This window comes from Butyricicoccus sp. AF18-9LB, assembly GCF_027684505.1.
Lineage (GTDB): Bacteria > Bacillota > Clostridia > Oscillospirales > Butyricicoccaceae > Agathobaculum > Agathobaculum butyriciproducens.
This window is the reverse complement of sequence record NZ_JAQCWA010000035.1, coordinates 1-19,943: the sequence shown is the minus strand read 5'-3', so window position 1 is coordinate 19,943 and position 19,943 is coordinate 1. Positions and strand designations below refer to the sequence as shown.

General features: G+C 49.8%; 20 protein-coding genes and 3 pseudogenes. 16 read left to right on the top strand and 7 right to left on the bottom strand.

Annotation, left to right across the window (positions count from 1 at the left end):
- From PGY33_RS13305 to PGY33_RS13255, 11 genes and pseudogenes are all read left to right on the top strand, one after another.
- The coding region (locus tag PGY33_RS13305) for a VirB4-like conjugal transfer ATPase, CD1110 family (protein ID WP_270479003.1) at positions 1-1,485 on the top strand (1,485 nt) is incomplete at its 5' end.
- 1 nt (position 1,486) lies between these two features.
- Positions 1,487-3,163: a C40 family peptidase gene (locus PGY33_RS13300; RefSeq protein WP_270479001.1), complete on the top strand. Its 1,677-nt coding sequence runs from the start codon at positions 1,487-1,489 to the stop codon at positions 3,161-3,163.
- A gap of 15 nt (positions 3,164-3,178) precedes the next feature.
- The gene (locus PGY33_RS13295; RefSeq protein ID WP_118648705.1) at positions 3,179-3,442 is read left to right on the top strand and encodes a DUF4315 family protein; all 264 of its coding nucleotides are present in this window, start codon (positions 3,179-3,181) and stop codon (positions 3,440-3,442) included.
- The gene (locus PGY33_RS13290; RefSeq protein ID WP_270478999.1) at positions 3,432-4,550 is read left to right on the top strand and encodes a CD1107 family mobile element protein; all 1,119 of its coding nucleotides are present in this window, start codon (positions 3,432-3,434) and stop codon (positions 4,548-4,550) included. The genes PGY33_RS13295 and PGY33_RS13290 overlap by 11 nt, the downstream gene beginning before the upstream one ends.
- A gap of 195 nt (positions 4,551-4,745) precedes the next feature.
- Positions 4,746-5,183, top strand: coding sequence for a radical SAM mobile pair system MarR family transcriptional regulator (locus PGY33_RS13285; RefSeq protein ID WP_118478734.1), 438 nt, complete (start codon positions 4,746-4,748; stop codon positions 5,181-5,183).
- Positions 5,180-5,863, top strand: coding sequence for a radical SAM mobile pair protein A (locus PGY33_RS13280; RefSeq protein WP_118478732.1), 684 nt, complete (start codon positions 5,180-5,182; stop codon positions 5,861-5,863). The genes PGY33_RS13285 and PGY33_RS13280 overlap by 4 nt, the downstream gene beginning before the upstream one ends.
- The gene (locus PGY33_RS13275; protein ID WP_118753563.1) at positions 5,857-6,765 is read left to right on the top strand and encodes a radical SAM mobile pair protein B; all 909 of its coding nucleotides are present in this window, start codon (positions 5,857-5,859) and stop codon (positions 6,763-6,765) included. Before PGY33_RS13280 ends, PGY33_RS13275 begins: the two co-directional genes overlap by 7 nt.
- A 184-nt stretch (positions 6,766-6,949) precedes the next feature.
- On the top strand, positions 6,950-7,849 hold the full coding sequence (locus PGY33_RS13270) for an LPD16 domain-containing protein (protein WP_270478996.1): 900 nt from the start codon (positions 6,950-6,952) through the stop codon (positions 7,847-7,849).
- Positions 7,846-8,772, top strand: a pseudogene (locus PGY33_RS13265) (ArdC-like ssDNA-binding domain-containing protein); the annotation flags it as partial. The gene PGY33_RS13270 and the pseudogene PGY33_RS13265, both read left to right, overlap by 4 nt.
- A 576-nt stretch (positions 8,773-9,348) precedes the next feature.
- Positions 9,349-9,681, top strand: coding sequence for a plasmid mobilization protein (locus PGY33_RS13260; protein WP_118478724.1), 333 nt, complete (start codon positions 9,349-9,351; stop codon positions 9,679-9,681).
- Between the two features lie 272 nt (positions 9,682-9,953).
- Entirely contained in the window at positions 9,954-10,310 is a 357-nt protein-coding gene (locus tag PGY33_RS13255; protein WP_118478722.1) for a hypothetical protein, read from the top strand.
- Positions 10,311-10,456: 146 nt separating this feature from the next.
- On the opposite strand, the gene PGY33_RS13250 is transcribed toward PGY33_RS13255, so the two are convergent.
- Both PGY33_RS13250 and PGY33_RS13245 read right to left on the bottom strand, forming a co-directional pair.
- Positions 10,457-11,032, bottom strand: a complete 576-nt coding sequence (locus tag PGY33_RS13250) for a serpin family protein (protein ID WP_118478720.1) — start codon at positions 11,030-11,032, stop codon at positions 10,457-10,459.
- Positions 11,033-11,143: 111 nt separating this feature from the next.
- Positions 11,144-12,070, bottom strand: a complete 927-nt coding sequence (locus PGY33_RS13245; protein WP_118478718.1) for a DMT family transporter — start codon at positions 12,068-12,070, stop codon at positions 11,144-11,146.
- Between the two features lie 30 nt (positions 12,071-12,100).
- Between PGY33_RS13245 and PGY33_RS14600 the strand changes: the two genes are divergently transcribed.
- Complete coding sequence (locus tag PGY33_RS14600) at positions 12,101-12,232, top strand: helix-turn-helix domain-containing protein (RefSeq protein ID WP_158575067.1); 132 nt, start codon at positions 12,101-12,103, stop codon at positions 12,230-12,232.
- A 361-nt stretch (positions 12,233-12,593) separates the two neighbouring features.
- On the opposite strand, the gene PGY33_RS13240 is transcribed toward PGY33_RS14600, so the two are convergent.
- Positions 12,594-13,439, bottom strand: coding sequence for a helix-turn-helix domain-containing protein (locus tag PGY33_RS13240; protein WP_118753570.1), 846 nt, complete (start codon positions 13,437-13,439; stop codon positions 12,594-12,596).
- A gap of 176 nt (positions 13,440-13,615) precedes the next feature.
- On the opposite strand from PGY33_RS13240, the gene PGY33_RS13235 reads away from it, so the two are divergent.
- The 4 genes and pseudogenes from PGY33_RS13235 to PGY33_RS13220 all read left to right on the top strand — a co-directional run bounded on the left by PGY33_RS13235 (position 13,616) and on the right by PGY33_RS13220 (position 16,926).
- Positions 13,616-13,876 carry a helix-turn-helix domain-containing protein gene (locus tag PGY33_RS13235; protein WP_118478712.1) on the top strand — a complete coding sequence of 87 codons (261 nt, stop codon included), beginning with the start codon at positions 13,616-13,618 and terminating at the stop codon, positions 13,874-13,876.
- Between the two features lie 4 nt (positions 13,877-13,880).
- Positions 13,881-14,552 carry a DUF6291 domain-containing protein gene (locus PGY33_RS13230; RefSeq protein WP_118478710.1) on the top strand — a complete coding sequence of 224 codons (672 nt, stop codon included), beginning with the start codon at positions 13,881-13,883 and terminating at the stop codon, positions 14,550-14,552.
- On the top strand, positions 14,545-15,828 hold the full coding sequence (locus PGY33_RS13225; protein WP_118478708.1) for a DnaB-like helicase C-terminal domain-containing protein: 1,284 nt from the start codon (positions 14,545-14,547) through the stop codon (positions 15,826-15,828). The genes PGY33_RS13230 and PGY33_RS13225 overlap by 8 nt, the downstream gene beginning before the upstream one ends.
- 657 nt (positions 15,829-16,485) lie before the next feature.
- Positions 16,486-16,926: pseudogene (locus PGY33_RS13220) on the top strand (TnpV protein).
- Positions 16,927-17,071: 145 nt separating this feature from the next.
- Here PGY33_RS13220 and PGY33_RS13215 read toward each other — a convergent pair.
- From PGY33_RS13215 to PGY33_RS13200, 4 genes and pseudogenes are all read right to left on the bottom strand, one after another.
- Entirely contained in the window at positions 17,072-17,563 is a 492-nt protein-coding gene (locus tag PGY33_RS13215; protein ID WP_118478704.1) for an S-layer homology domain-containing protein, read from the bottom strand.
- The gene (locus PGY33_RS13210; RefSeq protein ID WP_158575066.1) at positions 17,547-17,705 is read right to left on the bottom strand and encodes a hypothetical protein; all 159 of its coding nucleotides are present in this window, start codon (positions 17,703-17,705) and stop codon (positions 17,547-17,549) included. The genes PGY33_RS13215 and PGY33_RS13210 overlap by 17 nt, the downstream gene beginning before the upstream one ends.
- The gene (locus PGY33_RS13205) at positions 17,695-18,429 is read right to left on the bottom strand and encodes a hypothetical protein (protein ID WP_118478702.1); all 735 of its coding nucleotides are present in this window, start codon (positions 18,427-18,429) and stop codon (positions 17,695-17,697) included. The genes PGY33_RS13210 and PGY33_RS13205 overlap by 11 nt, the downstream gene beginning before the upstream one ends.
- Before the next feature lie 321 nt (positions 18,430-18,750).
- A pseudogene (locus PGY33_RS13200) lies at positions 18,751-19,715 on the bottom strand (IS5 family transposase).
- Between the last annotated feature and the right edge of the window lie 228 nt (positions 19,716-19,943).

The window sequence follows — 19,943 nt, the reverse complement described above, 5'->3', positions numbered from 1 at the left end:
GAAAAGCTGGAGATAACTTCAAAGGCTTACCTATCGCTATTCCCTTCGGATCTGGCTACCTACGGCAAGGATGCGAAGGCTCTTCTGAAGGAGCTGCAGTCTCAGAACGAGCGCATGTTCCTGATCACCTTTCTCATCATGAACACCGGCAAGACGGAGCAGGAGCTTGAAAACAATGTGTTTCAGGCCAGCTCCATCGCCCAGAAGCACAACTGCAACCTGAGAAGGCTGGACTTCCAGCAGGAGCAGGGCCTGATGAGCAGCCTCCCTCTTGCGAATAACCTGATCGAGATCCAGCGGGCGCTGACCACCAGCTCCACGGCAATCTTCATCCCCTTTACCACGCAGGAGCTGTTCCAGAACGGCGATGAAGCCTTGTATTACGGGCTGAATGCTCTCTCCAACAATCTGATTATGGTAGACCGAAAGAAGCTGAAGAACCCGAACGGGCTGATCCTCGGCACACCCGGTTCCGGCAAGTCCTTCTCTGCAAAACGTGAGATCACCAACGCCTTTCTGGTCACCGATGATGATGTCATCATCTGCGATCCCGAGGCGGAGTATACCCCGCTGGTCAACTGCCTGGAAGGTCAGGTCATTAAGATCCGCCCGACTAGCACCCACTATATCAACCCCATGGATATCAATAAGTCCTACTCTGAGGATGACAATCCTCTGGCGCTGAAGGCTGATTTCATTCTTTCTCTTTGCGAGCTGATCGTCGGCGGCAAGGAGGGCCTGCAGCCCATTGAAAAGACTGTCATCGACCGTTGTGTGCATCAGATCTATCAGCACTACTTTGAGGATCCGAAGCCGGAAAATATGCCGCTGCTGGAAGATCTCTACCATGCGCTTCTGCAGCAGGAGGAAAAGGAAGCGCACCGTGTGGCAACGGCGCTTGAGATCTACGTGAAGGGCTCTCTGAACCTGTTCAATCACAGGACCAATGTGGACATCAACAACCGTTTTGTCTGCTATGACATCAAGGAGCTTGGCAAGCAGCTGAAGAAGATTGGCATGCTCATCGTACAGGACCAGGTGTGGGGCCGCGTGACGGCCAACCGCAGCGCAGGTAAGACCACTCGCTACTATATGGATGAGTTTCACCTTCTGCTGAAGGAGGAGCAGACCGCCGCCTACTCCGTGGAGATCTGGAAGCGCTTCCGTAAATGGGGCGGCATTCCCACCGGCATCACGCAGAACGTCAAAGACCTGCTGTCCAGCCGCGAGGTGGAGAACATCTTTGAGAACTCTGATTTCGTGTATATGCTGAATCAGGCTGCCGGTGACCGCCAGATCCTGGCGCAGCAGCTGAACATTTCCCCTCACCAGCTCTCTTATGTGACCCATTCCGGTGAGGGCGAAGGCCTGCTGTTCTACGGGAATGTCATCCTTCCGTTCGTGGATCACTTCCCGACTGATTTGGCGCTTTATAAAATAATGACGACCAAATTATCCGACATTTCGGAGACGAAGGAGGCGTGATATGACAAGGAAGGCAACCAGACTGCGCTTCACGAAAGAGGAGCTTGCCAGTCCGAAGGTCAGGCAGGCCGCCGCCAAAGCCGAAAAAGCAGCAGACAGGGCAAACCGTGCCGCCGAAAAAGCGCCGAAAAGACGCAGGCTCAAGCTGAAAGCAGACAAAACCGCTGAGCGCAAAGTGCATCTTACCTTCGAAAAGCAGGAGATCCCTGCCGGTGAACTGACCGGCAGGGGCCGCCGCTTCACCCGCTCGATGGCTCGCTCTGCGGCGGCTGTCGTTTCCGACACCGTTCACAGACAGATTGCTGCGGACAACCAGGATGAAAACACGGCCGTGCAGGCGGCGGACACCTCAGCACAAGTGACTGAACTCAGCGCCCATGCCGTCGAGCATAGCATTTACAGCAGGAAGCTGAAAGCATACCGGAAGGCAGAGCATCTGCAAAACAAATCCGATGCCGCGAACGTCGAGGCGCTCTATCAGGAACGCATGGCGGAGCATCCGGAGGAGTTCTCCAATCCACTCTCCCGATGGCAGCAGAAAAAGGCGATCCGCAAGGAATACGCCGCCGCCAAAAGAGCCGAGGCGACTGCAGCAAATGCAGGTTCTGCAGCCAAAGAAGGCACTGCGGGCATCAAGTCGATTGGACAGAAGCTCACAGATTTCAAGGATAAGCTCTTTGAGCAGGCGGCAAAGCATCCGCAGCTCTTTCTCGCCGTCGGAGCCGTGATGCTCCTTTTCACGATGGTGTCCTCTGCCCTTTCCTCCTGCTCTGCGTTTTTGCCAGGCAGTTCGAGCGCTGTCGTTGCGACCACCTTCACCGCAAAGGACAGAGATATTATCGGCGCAAACGATGACTACAAAGCGCTCGAAGCTGCTCTTCAGAAAAAGATCGACAACATCGAATCGACCTGTTCCGGATACGATCAATATAACTACTATCTCGATGAGATCGGTCATGACCCCTATCAGCTGACCGCCTATCTGACGGTTCTGTTCGAGGATTACAGCCGAAGCGAGGTGCAGTCCACCCTGCAAACGCTCTTTGATCTGCAATATGAGCTGAAAATCGAGAAGGTGGTATCCCGAAAGCGGAAAATTCTCAATATCACGCTCGTGAACAAAAATCTCGGGCATGTCATCACCGAGTCCGGCGGCATGAACGAGGATCAGTCCGAGCGCTACGCCATTCTGCTGCAGACAAAGGGCAACAAAGACTATCTCTTTGCCGACGATCCCTATGTTTCGGCAGGCAGTGACTATCTGAAATACGATATTCCCGGCGAGGCGCTGACCGACCAGCGCTTTGCCAACATGATCCGTGAAGCAGAGAAATATCTCGGCTATCCGTATGTCTGGGGCGGCTCTTCCCCATCGACCAGCTTTGACTGCTCCGGCTTTGTCTGCTATGTCATTGACCACTGCGGCAACGGCTGGAATGTAGGGCGCACGACCGCCGAAGGGCTCAGAAACTACTGCAAAATCATCCGGCCGAGTGATGCACGGCCCGGCGATCTGATTTTCTTCCAGAAAACCTATAACACCTCGGGTGCAAGCCACGTTGGCATTTATGTCGGCAACGGCATGATGATTCACTGCGGCAACCCGATTTCCTACGCATCCGTCAACACGTCCTACTGGCAGGAGCATTTCTACTGCTATGGGCGAATTCCAACCTGACAGGAGGTTTCAGACATGACAAAACTCGAAAGGATTGGCGCTGATTTGAAGCGTGCCCGCGAAAAGCAGGCCGAATGGAATCAGCGCGTAAAGGATCTGGAGAACCGCTACCGCGAGGAGGAGAACGGTGTCATCCATTCCATGGTGCACGCTGCCAATCTGACGCCGGAGCAGCTCGCCCAGATCATCTCACTGGCCGCCCAGGGGACTGTCGGTGTTTATCCGCAGCAGAACAGCGTATCGGACTATGACAAGGAGGAAACCGAAAATGAATATTAAGCGAATGACGGCAGGTCTTATGGCTGGCTTTCTGATGACAGGCGTACTTCCTGCGACCTGCTTTGCCGCCGACACCGAAACTGCCGCAAAGCAGACTGCACCGGTTACGGAAAACACAGAGGCCGCTTCGGATGCCACTTCGGATGCAGCGCAGGCCGAGCAGGAAAAGCTGCCTTACGAGGTGGATGTCGATGAGAACGGCAGACTCACCTTCTCCTTCGGTGACTGGAAATGGTCTGCCGAGGATGCCGGGCAGGACAGAACCGACGGCACGGTCAGCGATGCCGTGAACAGCTATCTGAACCTTCGCTCCGGCTCCGGCATGGAGTACGAGGTGATCGGTCACCTGCTTCCCGGAGAGAAGGTGCAGGTGGTCAGCAAGGACGGTGACTGGTATCAGGTCGTTGTTCCCGAGCGGACCGGCTATGTCTATAAAGATTATGTAGGCATGCTCAAAAAGGAGCAGGAAAGCGGAACGGTCGATGAGGAATTTCTCTCCATGATGCTTTACCTCATGATGAACAGCATCAATCAGACCGGCACTTCGCTCACGCCCGAGGGCAATCTGACACTGGTCGATGATATTGGGTCTTCCTCCGGTTCCGGTCAGCAGTTCATTACCCTTGTCACGAAATCTGGCAACTACTTCTATCTCATTATTGACCGCAACGACAAGGGCGAGGAGAACGTACATCTTCTGAACATGGTGGATGAGGCAGACCTTTTCGCCTTGATGGACGAAGAGCAGGTAAAGTCCTTCCAGACGGCGCAGGATGCCGCCAATGCCGAGAAGGAGGAGCCTGCAGCAGCGCCTCAGGCACCCTCTGAAACAGAGGAGCCCGAGCAGCAGGAACCTCCAAAGGCAGAAAAGAAGGCCGCTCCCGTGCTGCCGGTCATCGGTGTGTTCATCATCCTGATCGCCTGCGGCGGTGGATATTTCATGATGCAGACCAAAAAGAAAAAGGCCGCTGAACAGCGACCTGATCCGGATGCGGATTATACCGATAAAGATGGGGACGAATACGTGCTTCCGGAGGAATACGAGGACGAATCTTATCCCGAGGACGATGCTGAATATATGCCCGAGCCAGAGGATATGGAGGAGTAAGGAAAAGATTAATTCCTGGGGCAGCCTTCGGGCTGCCTTTACATATAGAAGTAGTTTTTCAAAAACCGGTGTGATATAATTTGTAGCATAGACAAAGTGACAAATCGGGATTTACCTCTATTCAAACATACAAGCTCTTGACAATAAAGCTCCTATATAGTATGATTTTATAAACTACTATATAGGAGCTTTTGCATGAAAACAAATGGTGGATTTCTTGTTACCAAAATAAAACAGCTTGGTGACCGGATTTTTGAGAAGATTCTCAGCGAAAAAAATATCGATGCGTTCAATGGAGCCCAGGGGCGTATTCTTTATGTGCTGTGGCAGGAGGATGGAATCTCGATCAGGTCACTCTCGGTCAAATGCGGATTAGCGATAACATCTCTTACGACGATGCTGGAAAGAATGGAACATCAAGGACTGATAAGCCGTGTTCAGTCTGAAACGGACAAAAGGAAAACACTCCTGTTTCTGACTGAAAAAGCACATGCCTTAAAGGACGAATACGATTCTGTATCTGATAAAATGGGCAGTATTTACTACAAAGGTTTTTCGGAGGAAGAAATTACCCAGTTTGAGGAATACCTCGACCGCATCAGAAAGAATCTTGAGGAGTGGCAGAAATCATGAGTATTTGTATCAAAGATCAGATTCAAAACATGAATATCGTCATCGGATGTACAGTGGGGTGTACATATTGCTATGCCCGCAACAATGTAAAGCGCTGGCATATGATTGATGACTTTGCTGATCCTGAGTTCTTTCCGGGCAAGCTCAAGATGATGGAAAAGAAACGTCCGCAGAACTTTCTTCTTACCGGCATGAGCGATCTCTCCGGATGGAAGCCGGAATGGAGAGACGAGGTATTTGCAAAGATCCGTGAAAATCCACAGCATCAGTTCCTGTTTCTTACCAAGCGCCCCGATCTGCTGGATTTTGATACCGATCTGGAAAACGCATGGTTTGGCGTTACGGTGACGAGGAAAGCAGAACTGTGGCGTATCGACGCCCTTCGGAAAAACGTCAGAGCAAAGCATTACCATGTTACCTTTGAGCCGTTATTCGACGATCCCAGTACAGTTGACCTTTCCGGAATCAACTGGATCGTTGTCGGCACCATGACCGGGGTTCAGAGCAGGAAGGTTCATACGGAGCCGGAATGGGCATGGTCTCTGACAGACCAAGCACATGCGCTCGGCATTCCGGTGTTTATGAAGGAAGATCTTGTCCCTATCATAGGGGATGAAAATATGATTCAGGAAATGCCGGAGGAATTCAATAAAGTATTAGAGGTACAGAGATCATGGTAGAAGTAATCGATGGAATCCTCATTCGTGAGGTGGAAACAAAGAACATCATGACCAAGTCCAGTCTGCCGGTAGGCGGTTACTCGGTCAATCCCTATGTGGGCTGTACACATGCCTGCAAGTATTGCTATGCTTCTTTTATGAAGCGCTTTACCGGACACACGGAGGAATGGGGCACTTTCCTTGATGTGAAGCATTGGCCAGAAATTAAAAATCCGAAGAAATATGCCGGACAGCGGGTGGTCGTCGGTTCTGTGACGGATGGCTACAATCCACAGGAGGAGCAATTCGGGAATACCAGAAAACTTCTGGAGCAGTTGATTGGCAGTGACGCAGATATTCTGATCTGCACAAAGTCTGATCTTGTGGTAAGGGATATTGATCTGCTGAAGAAGCTTGGACGGGTGACCGTTTCATGGTCGATCAACACACTGGATGAAAATTTCAAGAACGATATGGACTCTGCTTCGAGCATTGAACGGCGTATCGCTGCTATGAAGCAGGTATATGACGCAGGAATCCGTACAGTCTGTTTCGTATCTCCGGTATTCCCCGGCATCACGGATTTTGAAGCCATCTTTGAGCGGGTAAAGGATCAGTGCGATCTGTTCTGGCTCGAAAATCTCAATCTTCGGGGCGGTTTCAAGAAGACAATTATGGATTATATCGCCGGAAAACATCCTGATCTTGTACCGCTTTACGATGAGATCTATAACAAGCATAACCGCAGCTACTTTGAAGCACTTGAAGTAAAAGCTGAGGAAATGGCTAAGAAGTATGATTGTCCCTTTGTGGATAATGAAATGCCTTATGGCAGAGTCCCGCAGGGACATCCGGTGATCGTAGATTATTTCTATCATGAGGAAATCCGAGGGACAGAAAATACCGGAAAAAGAAATCGTTAAACAGAAATTTTGTAAGAACTTTGAACGAGGGAGACTCCTTGTCCGAAGGGCAAGAAGGTGCAACCGAGAAGATTTAGAACAATTCCAGTTTACAGACCTAAAACAGAATACCGTTCCTTACATAGCAGTCATGCACTTCGGTGCCTGGCTGCTGTTTTTTTGCGAAAGGAGAAAGATTACGTTGATGTTTGAAAAGAAAGAAGCCCTTTATCTGGTGGATCACGAATCCTACCTGCACCTGAAGGAAACGGTCACGCAGACGGGGTTTGCGTATGAGACCTTCGATAAAGCTACCGGTGCTGCCCAGCACACTGGTCTGATCACCTATGAGGAAATGCTGGAAAACCCGATCCGCAATCCCCTCGCCTGTGCCAGAGTGATGGCGCTTCAGGAGATCGGGCTCAAAGGTGAAGCAGTTTCCGAAGTTGCACTTCGCACGCTGGAGCAGATCAAGGAAGCCAGACGCGCCTATCGAAAAGAGCATCCGGAGGATACTCACGATCACAGCATCCGTTTTATCACCAGCGACTACAACGAGCTGTTCCGTATCCCGGACGGCGGCAAGGTGCAGATCGACTATGCAGGCAGGCACTTTGTTTCTCCCTGCGTGTATATTGATGATTACCACACCAGAATTGCCGGCCGGGTCTATCACATCTGCGAGTTCGCTGAGATGATGGAGCGCGGCGGCGGCACAGTCGCTCCCGAACCGGAAATTACGGCGAATCAGGCCGCCTGGCAGATTGGGCACCGCGAATATCTCTCCATTCAGTCCACCGAAACCGGCTGGGACTACTCTGTTTATGACCGGCAGTTCAGCGAAATTGACGGCGGCGATATTGATTTGAAGCACATCACCGTTCAGCAGTGCAGAGATATGCTCCTGCAGGATCTCGGCTGGCAGGGCAGGAGCTTCGTTCCGATGGATTACGAAATGGTTGAGGAGCGTGCTGCCGATGTCGCAGAGGAAAAGCTGAATTCCCTGCTGGAACGAATTCATGCGGAGCGAAAGGAAATCGCAAACAGACCGCACAGCGATGCCCGTTCCGCTCCTAAAAAGAAAAACCGGGAGGTATGTTTATGAGCGCAGATCCGAAAAGCTATCCCTCGCAACTTGAGAAGGTAAAGGCCATTACGGACCAGCTGGAGGCAGGTATTCAGTCCCTTTTCGAGAGCGAAAAATTCAAGCAGTATCTGAAAACGCTTTCCAAGTTCCATAATTATTCGCTGAATAACACCCTGCTGATTGCCATGCAGAAGCCGGATGCCACGCTTGTTGCCGGATACACCACCTGGAAAAGGCAGTTCGGGCGTCAGGTACGCAAAGGGGCAAACGGCATCCGTATTCTCGCCCCTGCGCCCTATAAGAAGAAAATAGAGGTCGACAAGACCGATACGGCTACCGGCAGAATCGTGAAAAATCCGGACGGAACCAATGCGAAGGAAACGCAGGAGGTTCTTATGCCTGCGTTCAAGGTGGTCAATGTTTTCGATGTCAGCCAGACAGACGGAAAGCCGCTGCCGACAATCGGTGTCAATGAACTGACCGGCGATGTCGCGCAGTACGACCTGTTTTTCGATGCATTAACGCGCGCCTGCCCTGTGCCCATTGAATTTGAACAGATTGAGAACGGCGCCAGAGGATACTTTCACGTCGTCGAAAATCGCATCGCTATTCAGGAGGGCATGAGTCAGGTGCAGACTGTCAAGACCGCAATTCACGAGATGGCGCATCAAAGGATTCATTCCATCGGCTCGTCCGCAAAAGCAAATCCGTCAGAAACGCGGCTTACACGAAACCACAAGGAGGTCGAAGCGGAGTCTGTTGCCTTTACCGTCTGTCAGCACTACGGAATTGATACCGGCGATTACAGCTTCGCCTATGTCGCAGGCTGGTCGCACGGCAAAGAACTGCCCGAACTCAGGGCATCACTGGATAAAATCCGCACGACCGCTTCGGAGATGATTACCGAAATCGACTCTCACCTTGCAGACCTGCACCGGGAATATGTCTGGGCGCATCTGACGGCGGCGGATGTGAAGCATATCGAGTGCATCAGGTCCGAATACATGCCCTTATCCCGTATGGCAGAGCACACCTTTTCCTGTGAGATTGCCGGTGAAGCAATGACGCTGAAGCTCCATTTATCGCAGCACGATGACGGTGAAGGCTTTACCATCCATTCCGAGGGAAAGGACATCTGGGAGGCTATGCCGGAAAGTGAGCTGCGCCGACTGGAGCCTGTTCTGATCTCGGCGGCAGAGCTGCATTACTGGACTTCTGAGGTCGAGCAGGCCGAAACGATACAGGCTGTCAAGGACGTTGCCTGCCGATTTATAGAGGACGAAACGCTTGGCCTGTCGCGGGAACAGTGTCAGCGGTTCTGGACTGTTATCAATCAGAAAGAAGCGGAGTTTGCGCCGCCCTCTGCCCTCGCTGATTTGCAGGCGAAAAAGGCCAAAGCCGAAAAGGAAAAGCCGTCAAAACATGCTCGGAACAAACAGAAGATGCAGGAGGAAGCACGGTAACATCTGCGCTTCTTCCCTGCTGTTTACCACCATACAATCAACAGGAGGTGCTCCATGCAGCCGAGAAACAAATGGGTTCACTTTGTCATGTCGCAGGATGAACTGGACCGAATGCATCAGAAAATGCAGGAGGTCGGGATACAAAACAAAAGCGCCTATCTCCGCAAAATGGCACTGGACGGCTACTGTGTGAATCTGGAACTGGAGGACGTCAAGAAAATGGTCTCGCTGCTGCGCTATTGCAGCAACAATCTCAATCAGTACGCAAAACGCGCCAACGCGACCAACTCCATTTATGCAGATGATATTCAGGATTTGCAGAACCGGCTGGAGGAAATCTGGCTGTCTGCGAAAGAAATTCTGGCAAGACTGGCGGTGATTCAGTAGTGTTACTGTTGTGAAAAGTGCTTGAAGCGCCGCTTCTATCTGCTGAATGCGAATTAAATTATGAACAAACTGTAAACGCTCTGAAAGAAGCGCTACATTTTATGTGACGAGATATATATAGTATATATGAGGATTTTGAAGAGTCACTTAGACAATTTTGTATTCTCATATTACACAATTATCAATAAAACGAAAGGACAACTGTAATGGATAGCGAAATGTTAGCGCTTTACAAAGAAGCAAACCGTAAATGAAACGAAAAGGAGCATTTGATGCGCAATGTGCTCCGCTACAAGGATGCTCCCCGGGCATCTATCGGAGAGTCGGATCACCGTTCGCTTTTTGCAGTCGGTTTGACTGATGACTTGATGGACTGGAAAATTGTTTCGCTGGATTTTGGCAGCAGCTCCAGTTATTACGCATACATTTGCAACGAAGATACAGCGATTGGCGCACATTATCGTCTGGTTGGCGAGTTGACGTCTGAAATCCGTATTTTCGATGACGTTCTTGGCGAGAGTATGTTTGCGGCGAAAGCAAACAAAATTCGTATCTGGCGCGCAGGAGCATTTGGCTGCATCATCCAATTGCTGGGTCGTGATGTTTATGTAAAACAGGCCCTCTGGTAATAACCTGACTGCGGCTGACTCCGTCTCCAAACACCATATTAGGCATTAAATTATTTGCAAGGCGGCAGCGGTATAGTCCGAGGCCGCCTTTTTGGCGGATGATAGGGCTTAGCAAACGGGCTTGGCAAATTGGAAATCAATAAAATTCATGCGTTGTAAAAACTGCGGTTGAATTTTACAGCAGATTGGGATATACTATCATTTTTCGTATAGGCCAGCTTCTCATCATTATAATAAAGAAACGGTACTTTTTCGCCGTGCTGCTCTACGCCGTGCGGAGTAGTGTAAAACCGCTCCTCCTGCTCCGAAAAGTGCTTGATCCAGCCGTCCTTGAAATGCGTAACATTTGTCAGCTTGATATTATCTGTTTCTCCCGACTGCATGCCTATCTTTTCTCCAAAAGTGCGGTGCATGTTCTCCTTGAACACCGACTGAAAAGCGTGCATCTTGTCGCCTTCAATTGTATTGGTCAATTCGCGAACCGCCGGACAATCGTTGAGCACATTGCAGATTTCGTGTATCTCCCGCAGAAGCTGCTGCGGATCACTGACAGGACCGCCGAGAACCTTTGCAAATTCCGCTCTGGTATCCCCTGCCGCAGCACTTGCTACCGCTGCCAGCGGCATCAGCAGGCTGACCGGAGAAATGCAAGCAGACTCTTTTGCATGGTTTTGCAGAAAAGCAGACGCAAGGTTAAATGAAAAGCCAGAATAGGTGTTCATACAATTTCCTCCCGAAATAGATAATCAGATGTGGTGTACCACGTTTTAGGACACCATTTATGTTTTCTGATTACAGTATACCTTCGGGCATGGACATACTCTGTCCATCTTTTATTTTCTTTGCCGCAGTTGAAGACTGCTGTATGTATATCTAACAGCTTGTTTTATTTTTCTGCCCGCACATCTTCTTAAAAAAACCTGAAGCAGACATCCTCCCAAAACAAACAGCATTCCGATGATGGCGTAGGATTCGATTGGCTCTCCGAGTGTCATATAAGAAATCACCATGGCAACTACAGGCGTCAAATAGGCAAGATTGGACAGAAATCCAACCTCTGACATCTGAAGTGCCGCTCCCCATGCAAAGATCGCCAAAGCGTCTATAAATACACTCAGCCACAGCATTCCTGCCCATTCAACGCCAGACATGGGCGCAATATCGCCGTTCACCAGCAAGATCGATGCAGAGCAGACCGCCGTTACCGTAAAATATACCGCTGTGCAGAGAAGCTGGTCTATCCCCTTTTTCTTGTTCAGCACATTGAACACACCGTAACATACCGCGCCGGCAATGCACAGCAGAATGCCCCGCATATTCGTCAGTTCTATGCCGCTGCCTTTAGTTGAAATGACTGCGACGCCTGTAAAGGAAAGCAGAACCGCAGCCCATTCTGCTGCTTTGATCTTTTCGTGCAAAATGATTGCGGCGCAAACGGTCGCAACAATCGGCCAGAGATAATTGATAACACAGGCGTCCGTTGATGGCAGCAGCCGCAGACTCGCATAGCAGAAGGCGGAATACAGGAAATTCCTGAGGAAGCCCAGTCCGATTAGCTGCCATATGTCAGAACCTGTTAATGTGTGAAAAAGGCGGATGCGTCCGCTGGCAAAAAGGTAAATGTAAAGACACCCTGCAGCAATCAGGGAGCTGATGAAAAGCACCTGCATATTAGAAATACTTGTCAATGTCAGTTTTGTGACTGCTGGCAGAGTTCCCCAGCAAAAAATGATCAGGAAGAACTGGGGATCGTCGATCATACGCTTCCCTATACGCAGGAAGAGCTATCTGTGTGTCTGAATCTGCATCGCACTACGGTTGCCCGGATACTTGCGGGCTTTGCGAAAAAAGGGCTTGTCCGGCTGGGATATCGGAAGATACAGGTCACAGATATGATTGGACTGAGAAATGAATTGCGATAGAGGTCTGATCAGAGTACAGCCCGCCGTTTTCAATCTGTACCCCGGGTTCGTTTCATTGTAAACTAATTCGTGATTGCAGCAGCCTCCGCCTTGCTTTGTAATCCTGTGATAACGGATAAAACAGGCGAATATGTGAAAATCCCCTGCCGAGAAATATTCTCAGCAGGGGATTCGTGTCTTTACGGCCATAGTGCTTTAATTTTGAATTGCTTCGTTATCAGCGATGACCATTCGACAGAGTATTTTTTGCACAATTATGCACTGTCAAAGACAAATTTAATTGTCCTTGAGCACCTGACCGTTGAGATGCGTCTCCTCAAACAACACCGTCTGCAGTTCGCGTTTTTCAATAGCAGTCCTATCATTTCTCCTTTCTACGCAGCTTCAATATTTCCCAGATTATGTCATATGTTTTTAGTTCCTCTGCGTGTTCTTTTTTTAATTCACTTTCATCAAACTGCGCCCACCTTTCGCTTTGTTCTTTAAGGAACTGTTCGTATTCTTCCTTGCCGAATTCTTCAATCCATTTAGGAGAACCAACCTCAGGCCGATCAAAACTTTCATCACTGTAATCGTCTTCATTGTTGTACTCGCCAACCATATCGCTGCACGTCAGCTCATCCGCTACACTGACTACATATTCCAGAAGCAGACGGTCTAACAGCGGCTGCTGTTGTTTTAGAACGCGAATCATGTTACGTTTCCACATAGGCAACCAGGTGATAAGCCTAATCATCTTGTGATCTGCATATCCACCGCTTACTCCGTTGACCGGAACAACCCTGTATTGGCTGTTTAGGCGCTCAAATTCCAAGAACGCAAACAGGTACCGCGTGATACCTGGCAGGATCTCTTTATCTGCAATAATTTTATCATACGCGAAATGGCGAAACGGATTTTCCTTTGATTGCCGCAGTACCTCGATTGCTTCATCCGACAGGCCTAACGCTATGCTGATATCGCGATTGTCTGTACCTTTAGCGTCCGATAATCCGATCAGATAGTCGGCAGAAACACCACATTTCTCGGCTATTTGTTTGAGGTGATCTGCCTTGGGTAAGCGCGTCCCTGCCAAATATCCGCCCATTGTAGCACGTGCAACACCAACTTTGCGTGCAAAACGATCAATGGTTAAGTCACCTTTTACCGCATTGAGCCTTTCCTGAAAAATGGGGAGCTCTTTCTTTTTATCTTCGTTTTTAGTCATTTCGTTACTCCTAACAATTATTTGTAATACGTTGAATAAACTATCATTTATGTGCTGTACTTTGCTTATATCTGCTGCTATAATGCTACTACAAGCTGCAAGTGATGTCAAATATTATTACGCAGTTCCATCCGTTTGTTCATAATTGTAGATAAATACAGAAAGAGGTAATACTAATGAAAACAGCAAGAATGCGCTACATTTCCCAGGCAGTATCCGAGATCCACCAGCTCGACCCAAACAGCCCCGTCAGCGCACGGCTGATCAAGCGCCTTGTCAATCAGGGAATCATCCCGTCCGTCCCCGTAGGCAACGGTAACCGCCGCCTCATCAACTTCGACGCATTGCTCGAGTATCTCGAGAACCCACAGCCCCCGGCAACAGACGTAAATAACAATACCGTTCACGGCATTCGTCGTATCGAAGAAAGGAAGTGATCATATGGCACGAGCATACATCCAGCTGTACTACTCTTACACGGAGCAGCTCCAACTGTTACCCCCTGAGCAGTGTGGCAAGCTCACTATCGCTCTGCTGAATTACGCACAGACCGGCGTCATTCCTGATTTCCCCGCAGATTCCGCAGTGTTTATGCTGTTCTCTTCCATCAGGAGTCAGATTGATCGTGACTACACCCACTACGAAGCGAAGTGTAAGAAGAATAGCGATAATGCTAATCAGCGTTGGCATGGTAACGAAGCAAACGCATCCGACAATATGCGAACGGATGCGAACTATGCCAAGGAGAAAGAGAACGAAAAGAACAATAAGAAGGAGAAGAATAAGGAGAACGAGACGGAACTCGAAAACGCTTTCTCCACATTCTGGGAGGCATACCCCAAGAAGGCCTGTCGGCCTCGTGCCCGTGAAGTGTTCGCCGAGCTGAACCCTGATGCAGACACCCTGACCGCAATACTGTCTGCCCTCGAATGGCAGAAGCATACCCCAGCGTTTTCGGAAGACGGGCTAAAGTATTGCCCTTCGCCAGCGAAGTACCTCCAGGACTGCCGCTGGTTGGATGAACCCCCTGTGCAGGCCTCTAACAACAATGCGGCACCGTTCTTTTCGCTGGAGTTCGATGCAAACGGAAACGAGGTAGCTATTGATGATTAAAAACCGTTTCACAATCGAGAAAATGGTTCTTGGAACCTGTATCGAAAACCCACGTGCCTGGAAGTTTCTTTTTCAACATTTGAGCGAGGAAAACTTCACCGATGTTAAAAACCGTGCAATTATCCATGCTGCACACGCTCTGATCGATGAAGGAAAATGCCCTGAGAGACACGCTTTTCTGGCACCCGCAGTAGGTGTTGATGACAAGTACCTCGACAAATTAGTCGTATTTGCTTGCGATCACACGCAATTTGTAGAATGCATAAACATGCTAAAAAACATCCCGGAAGGGCAGCTCCAGATTGACGAAAACATCCAGCAGCGAGCAGACCAAAACCCCATTCCCCAAAAAAGCAGTTCAGCTGTCACACCAGTCAACACCCCGAGCTCAACGGAACAGTGCCAGTTAATTGAGGGAGCCACAGCAATTGATGGCTTCTTCCAACAGCTGAAAGAGCAGCCCATCCCGCCCGTTGCGACCGGCATCACCGCTCTTGACAATCTTCTCGGAGGCGGCATGATTAACGGCGGCCTTTATATTCTGGCCGCTAACACCGGCTGTGGAAAGACTGCACTTGCTTTGCAAATTGCAGATGCCGTCGCAAACGAGGACAGAAGTGTTCTTTTTATCAGTCTTGAGATGGACGAATACCAACTGACAGCTCGCCGTCTCGCCCGAGCTGCAAAAGTCTCCGCAAACCACCTGATTATGCACGATCTCTCAGAGATGGAGTATGTACATATCAAGCAGCAGCTCCCAATGTTGAAGCAAAAACGCTTAGTCTTTAATCGCCCGGGTGCATTCACCGTCAGCGACATTCAGGCTCTGGCTGGCCAGGTCCAAAACCTCCGGTTGGTTATCATCGACTATCTCGGCCTTCTGCGGTCAGAACCGTACTGCGGGAATCGGTACGAGGCAACTACAGCTATTTCAAATGCCCTAAAGGCTCTCGCTCGATTACTCGGTGTACCCATCCTATGTTTGGCCCAGCTTAACCGCGCCAATGCACAGCGTCTGAACAAGCATCCGATCTTGGCCGACTTGCGCGACTCTGGCTCAATCGAACAGGATGCAGATGGTGTTCTGCTTTTGTATCGACCTGATATGTATGCTTCTTGCCCTATCCCTACCAATAAGAAAGTAGCAGCAAGAGTAGAATGCAACCTGGCCAAGCACCGTCACGGCGCAACGGGCAAGACAACGCTTGCGTTCAAACTCCCTACTGGTGAATTTTTCACCCCACAGACAAGAGAGAAATTACATGAGCCTAACTGAAATCAAGGCCAGCATCGATCCCGCATGTACTAAGAGTCCCCGCCTCGGGGACTCTCCTCTCTATCTTTATGCAGCCATGCTCACGAGAAAATTTTCACAGTCTTATGCCAGCCGTTGCAGCTATCGCAGTATTTCCCCACCTGCGCCTGCCAGCATTATCGTGGACAGCCCCTGCCGTAATGACATTGCCTTTCATCGTTTTCCTCTCACAGATGTCTTCGAGCCCATTTCATACTCTGGGGGGAACCGTGTCTATTTTTGTATCAACAAAGGAATCAGATGAAATATTTTTCAAAAATTCCACAATTTATACTTGACATTTTCGCCAAAATAAGGTATATTATATATAGAACAATTGTTCGCCTCTAGCAAATGTAATTTCCCTGTCGCGAAGAGAAATTACGGTTGGCGAGTACATCCGCCTTTCCCCACACTCGTGGGGCGTGATCCTTTTTTTGAGGATCCTATTCTTTTCCCCACACTCGTGGGGCATGTTCCTTCCTTTGAGGATCCTATTCTTTTCCCCACACTCGTGGGGGTGATCCGAAAAAGGCCGTCATAACAATGAACAGCGCTAACAACGAAGCAATGCGAAATTAACGCACAAGGGCCGCAAAGACACGAAACCCTGCCGAGAAATATTCTCAGCAGGGTTTCGTGTTTTTCGTATATTTTGATAATCTCCGCTATCATAGAATCACGATACAAAGCGGAGGTTGTTACAATAAAAAATTCATAACAGATGAACGCACAGCACTTACTTACGAGCTGCTTGAAGATTATTATCTCGTCACCGGTGATGAAGAACCAGAGCTGGAACCAATCGGTATCTATGGTCTGCGCCATCGACGCTATCTTCGTCAGAATAAACGCTACTTGTATCAGTATCTGTTCAAGGCCGGCAAGTTGGACGCGCATTAGCGTGAGATTGACCATGCCGCCAACGAGATGTTCGCTCAGCTTACCAAACAGATGGCGGCAGCCGAGGGTATCACTGAAGCGCTCAAAGCAGCCGACCAGATGGAATGGGTACGCCGTATGAAAGGTATTCAGAACCGCGCCGGAGAAATCGTTGAATCCGAACTGATTTATAACTAAACAAAACCCAGAGTACAGGCCAAAACGGCAGTTTGTACTCTGGGTTCTATTTATTCGGAAATAGTGCGGTATCGGTCTAACAAGCAACGGATTTGATGGGGCATATCCAGCTTAACAGAGAAAAATCCCTATGACCCTTATTTTATCATTTGTCTGCGTACAATCTCCAAAGGAAAGTCACGATCTGCGCTCTGGTGCAGCTGCTGTCGGGGCTGAACGCAGTTGCCGTCGTACCGGTGGTCACACTTTCCTTGACCGCCCAGAGCACTGCATCGGCATAGTAGGCGTCAGCGGAAACATCCGCAAACGGTTTCGCGCTGTCTGCCGTCGAGGACTTCTGCGAGCGCCACAGGAAGGTGACGGCCTGCGCACGGGTGCAGATACCGTCCGGTGCAAAATGGCTTGCGTCCAACACCCTTGTCAGATGCCCGTCCTCATAGCAAGAGTCAGCAGGCACATCGACAAAAGCAGAGCTGCTCTTCACTTCGCCGAACGCAGCGGAAACAGAAACCTTGCCGCTCGGCATTACGAAAGCGTACTTGCCGTTGCCCTTGTCAGTGAGAACGATCTCCTTGCCGTCCTTGTCGGTGACGGTCAGCCTGCTCAGCTCATAGCCCTGATCAGGGGTAAGTAACATTCAGGGTGACGGTCGCGCCCTTGACAGCACTAGACTTGTCAGCGGTCAGCTTGCCGTTCATCGGAGCCGTTACGGATACCGGATAACTGCTGACGGACGAGCCGCCGGAGCTGTGATGACCGGAGGACGGCTTATCCTTCACAAGGATAATATAGGGGAGAGAAGCTGCTTGCAGTCACTCCTACCACGCCGTACGCTGCGTCTTTGACCGTGCTGTTTGCAACTTCGGTCGAGCCATTGCTGTCCAGCACATGCAGCACGCGAACGTCTTTGCCAGTGAGATTCCGACCGGTGGTCAGCGTGAATACGATCGGTATGTTCGTTTTCTTGATCGGTGCACTTTCCACCCTGCCGATTTCCAAATTGGAGGCATCCTTCGCAACGGTGTTCAGCGTAACGCTCGGTTCCCACTTCTGCGGCTGCTCACTGGAGTCGAATGCCTCGCCGATAAGAGTTTTCAGTTCATCTTCGGTCGGGGTGCTCTGAAGCACTGCGGAAACGGTCAGATTGGCGTCAATATCCGATGCGCCCTTGTTCAGCAGCGCGTGCAGTTCGTTTGCCTTGCCGATGTTATCGCTGACCGATGCGTCGTTTGTTACAACGTTCTTCAGCATGTCACGAATATCATTGCCCAGTGTGTCCTTACTTGTGGCAACAGCCACATGTGCGGCAACGCCCACATTGACGGCTACGGCTACATCGACCTTTACATCAACGTCAACATCCTGCTTGCCGGGGTTCTCCGTTTCGGACGGGTCTTTGCTCCAATTCTCGACCGCCGGCCACTGGGCGGTAAGGGTCATATTGCCGGTGACATTGAATTCCTGACCGGCGTAGTAGACCAGCGCAGGGTCAGAGTTTTCCACCTTTCAGCCAGTGAACACAAACCCAGCCTTTGTGGGCGCAGCAGGTGCATTTCGCTTGCCATAATCCACAGTGGAAGTTTGCGAATCCTCGCCGTTGACAATCGTCAAGGTGTAAGTAAGCTTTTCGAATTCGGCGGTTACGGTGTGATCTTGAGAATAATCACTGGTGTCAAAAGTGACTTTATTGATTACACCTTTGCTCTCGCCATCTACCTTGACATCTGTAAGGCAACACCGCGCAATGCCATAAAAAAAACGGAGAGCAACCAACCCGTAAACAGCTGGAAACTCTCCTGAATTTGCTCGAAAGGCAAAAACAAATCAAGCCGTCAGACCGGGTCTGTCAGCGAGGATCAGATTTGCCAATGTGAGCAGGATATTCACTTTTGCAGTTTGTTTTTGCACACCCCTGTATCGTGTCTTTCGGTATCGAAACTGGAGCTTCAAAACCGCAAAGACATGTTCGACTTTGGCACGAACCGAAGATTTCTCATGCTCGCGCCGCTTGATCTGTGCCTGAGAACGGGCAGAGTTATTTTTACTCTGACTAGGACAACGATTGATTTTGTAACGTATTTTCTTTCCGGCCGTATTTTTCTTTCTGGCTTCGGGACGCTTTTCTGCTCCAAGATATCCGCTGTCACCGTAGACTTGTTCTTCCTCACCGGTGAGAAGATCGGCAGTAACACAGACATCATGCACATTGGCAGCAGTCACCTGCACTGTGTGGACAAGTCCGCTTTCAGAATCCACACCGATGTGTGCTTTATACCAAAATGCCAGACATTTCCTTTTTTCGCAGAATGTGCTTCCGAATCACGCTCTTTTTTCTGATTCTTCGTTGAAGAGGGTGCCTCAATGAATGTAGAATCCACAATTGTTCCGCGTTTCAGAATCATGCCGCACTGCGTAAGAAGTTCCACGACCTGTGCAAACAATTCCTGTTGAATGCCGTTTTTCAGAAGAATATTCCGAAATCTGCCCAGCGTATCTCCATCCGGCACCTGATTACTGGACTCTACCCCGCAGAAATCCGAAAAATCCCGGCTGTCAATTACTTCGGCGACCGTTGCCATATCCGACAGGTTGTACAGATTCTGCACCAGATAGATTCGAAGCATCCGTTCTAGATCGTAGGGCTTATTTCCGCGCTCTCCTTTGTAATAGTACGTTCGGATCAGACTGATCCATTCTCCCCACGGTACGATTCGGTCGATCTCTGCTAAACATTCTCGTTTCTTTGTCCGCACCTGTGTCAGCTCATCGCTCAGGGCCGACAGCCTCATTTGTTTGTTCATGGCTCTATTATGGCACGTTTGCCACGGATTTGCATTATGCGGTAGTGCCTTAATTTTATGGCCTGCATCGGGTGTAATGATAATATCTGTGGAATACTGTAGATCTTCTTTCAGCGGTAATCACTTCTATATGTATTGATTTCGCTATCCTCTCCTGACGGACACATAAGTTGCCCTACGGGCGGCAAATCCGCCTCTCCATCCTCCGCAAAGAGG

What these genes read in the sequence shown, in the direction of transcription:
- PGY33_RS13300 (WP_270479001.1), top strand. Translation starts at nt 1,487, where the DNA reads ATGACAAGGAAGGCAACCAGACTGCGCTTCACGAAAGAGGAGCTTGCC.
- PGY33_RS13295 (WP_118648705.1), top strand. Translation starts at nt 3,179, where the DNA reads ATGACAAAACTCGAAAGGATTGGCGCTGATTTGAAGCGTGCCCGCGAA.
- PGY33_RS13290 (WP_270478999.1), top strand. Translation starts at nt 3,432, where the DNA reads ATGAATATTAAGCGAATGACGGCAGGTCTTATGGCTGGCTTTCTGATG.
- PGY33_RS13285 (WP_118478734.1), top strand. Translation starts at nt 4,746, where the DNA reads ATGAAAACAAATGGTGGATTTCTTGTTACCAAAATAAAACAGCTTGGT.
- PGY33_RS13280 (WP_118478732.1), top strand. Translation starts at nt 5,180, where the DNA reads ATGAGTATTTGTATCAAAGATCAGATTCAAAACATGAATATCGTCATC.
- PGY33_RS13275 (WP_118753563.1), top strand. Translation starts at nt 5,857, where the DNA reads ATGGTAGAAGTAATCGATGGAATCCTCATTCGTGAGGTGGAAACAAAG.
- PGY33_RS13270 (WP_270478996.1), top strand. Translation starts at nt 6,950, where the DNA reads ATGTTTGAAAAGAAAGAAGCCCTTTATCTGGTGGATCACGAATCCTAC.
- PGY33_RS13260 (WP_118478724.1), top strand. Translation starts at nt 9,349, where the DNA reads ATGCAGCCGAGAAACAAATGGGTTCACTTTGTCATGTCGCAGGATGAA.
- PGY33_RS13255 (WP_118478722.1), top strand. Translation starts at nt 9,954, where the DNA reads ATGCGCAATGTGCTCCGCTACAAGGATGCTCCCCGGGCATCTATCGGA.
- PGY33_RS13250 (WP_118478720.1), bottom strand. Translation starts at nt 11,032, where the DNA reads ATGAACACCTATTCTGGCTTTTCATTTAACCTTGCGTCTGCTTTTCTG.
- PGY33_RS13245 (WP_118478718.1), bottom strand. Translation starts at nt 12,070, where the DNA reads ATGATCGACGATCCCCAGTTCTTCCTGATCATTTTTTGCTGGGGAACT.
- PGY33_RS13240 (WP_118753570.1), bottom strand. Translation starts at nt 13,439, where the DNA reads ATGACTAAAAACGAAGATAAAAAGAAAGAGCTCCCCATTTTTCAGGAA.
- PGY33_RS13235 (WP_118478712.1), top strand. Translation starts at nt 13,616, where the DNA reads ATGAAAACAGCAAGAATGCGCTACATTTCCCAGGCAGTATCCGAGATC.
- PGY33_RS13230 (WP_118478710.1), top strand. Translation starts at nt 13,881, where the DNA reads ATGGCACGAGCATACATCCAGCTGTACTACTCTTACACGGAGCAGCTC.
- PGY33_RS13225 (WP_118478708.1), top strand. Translation starts at nt 14,545, where the DNA reads ATGATTAAAAACCGTTTCACAATCGAGAAAATGGTTCTTGGAACCTGT.
- PGY33_RS13215 (WP_118478704.1), bottom strand. Translation starts at nt 17,563, where the DNA reads ATGTTACTTACCCCTGATCAGGGCTATGAGCTGAGCAGGCTGACCGTC.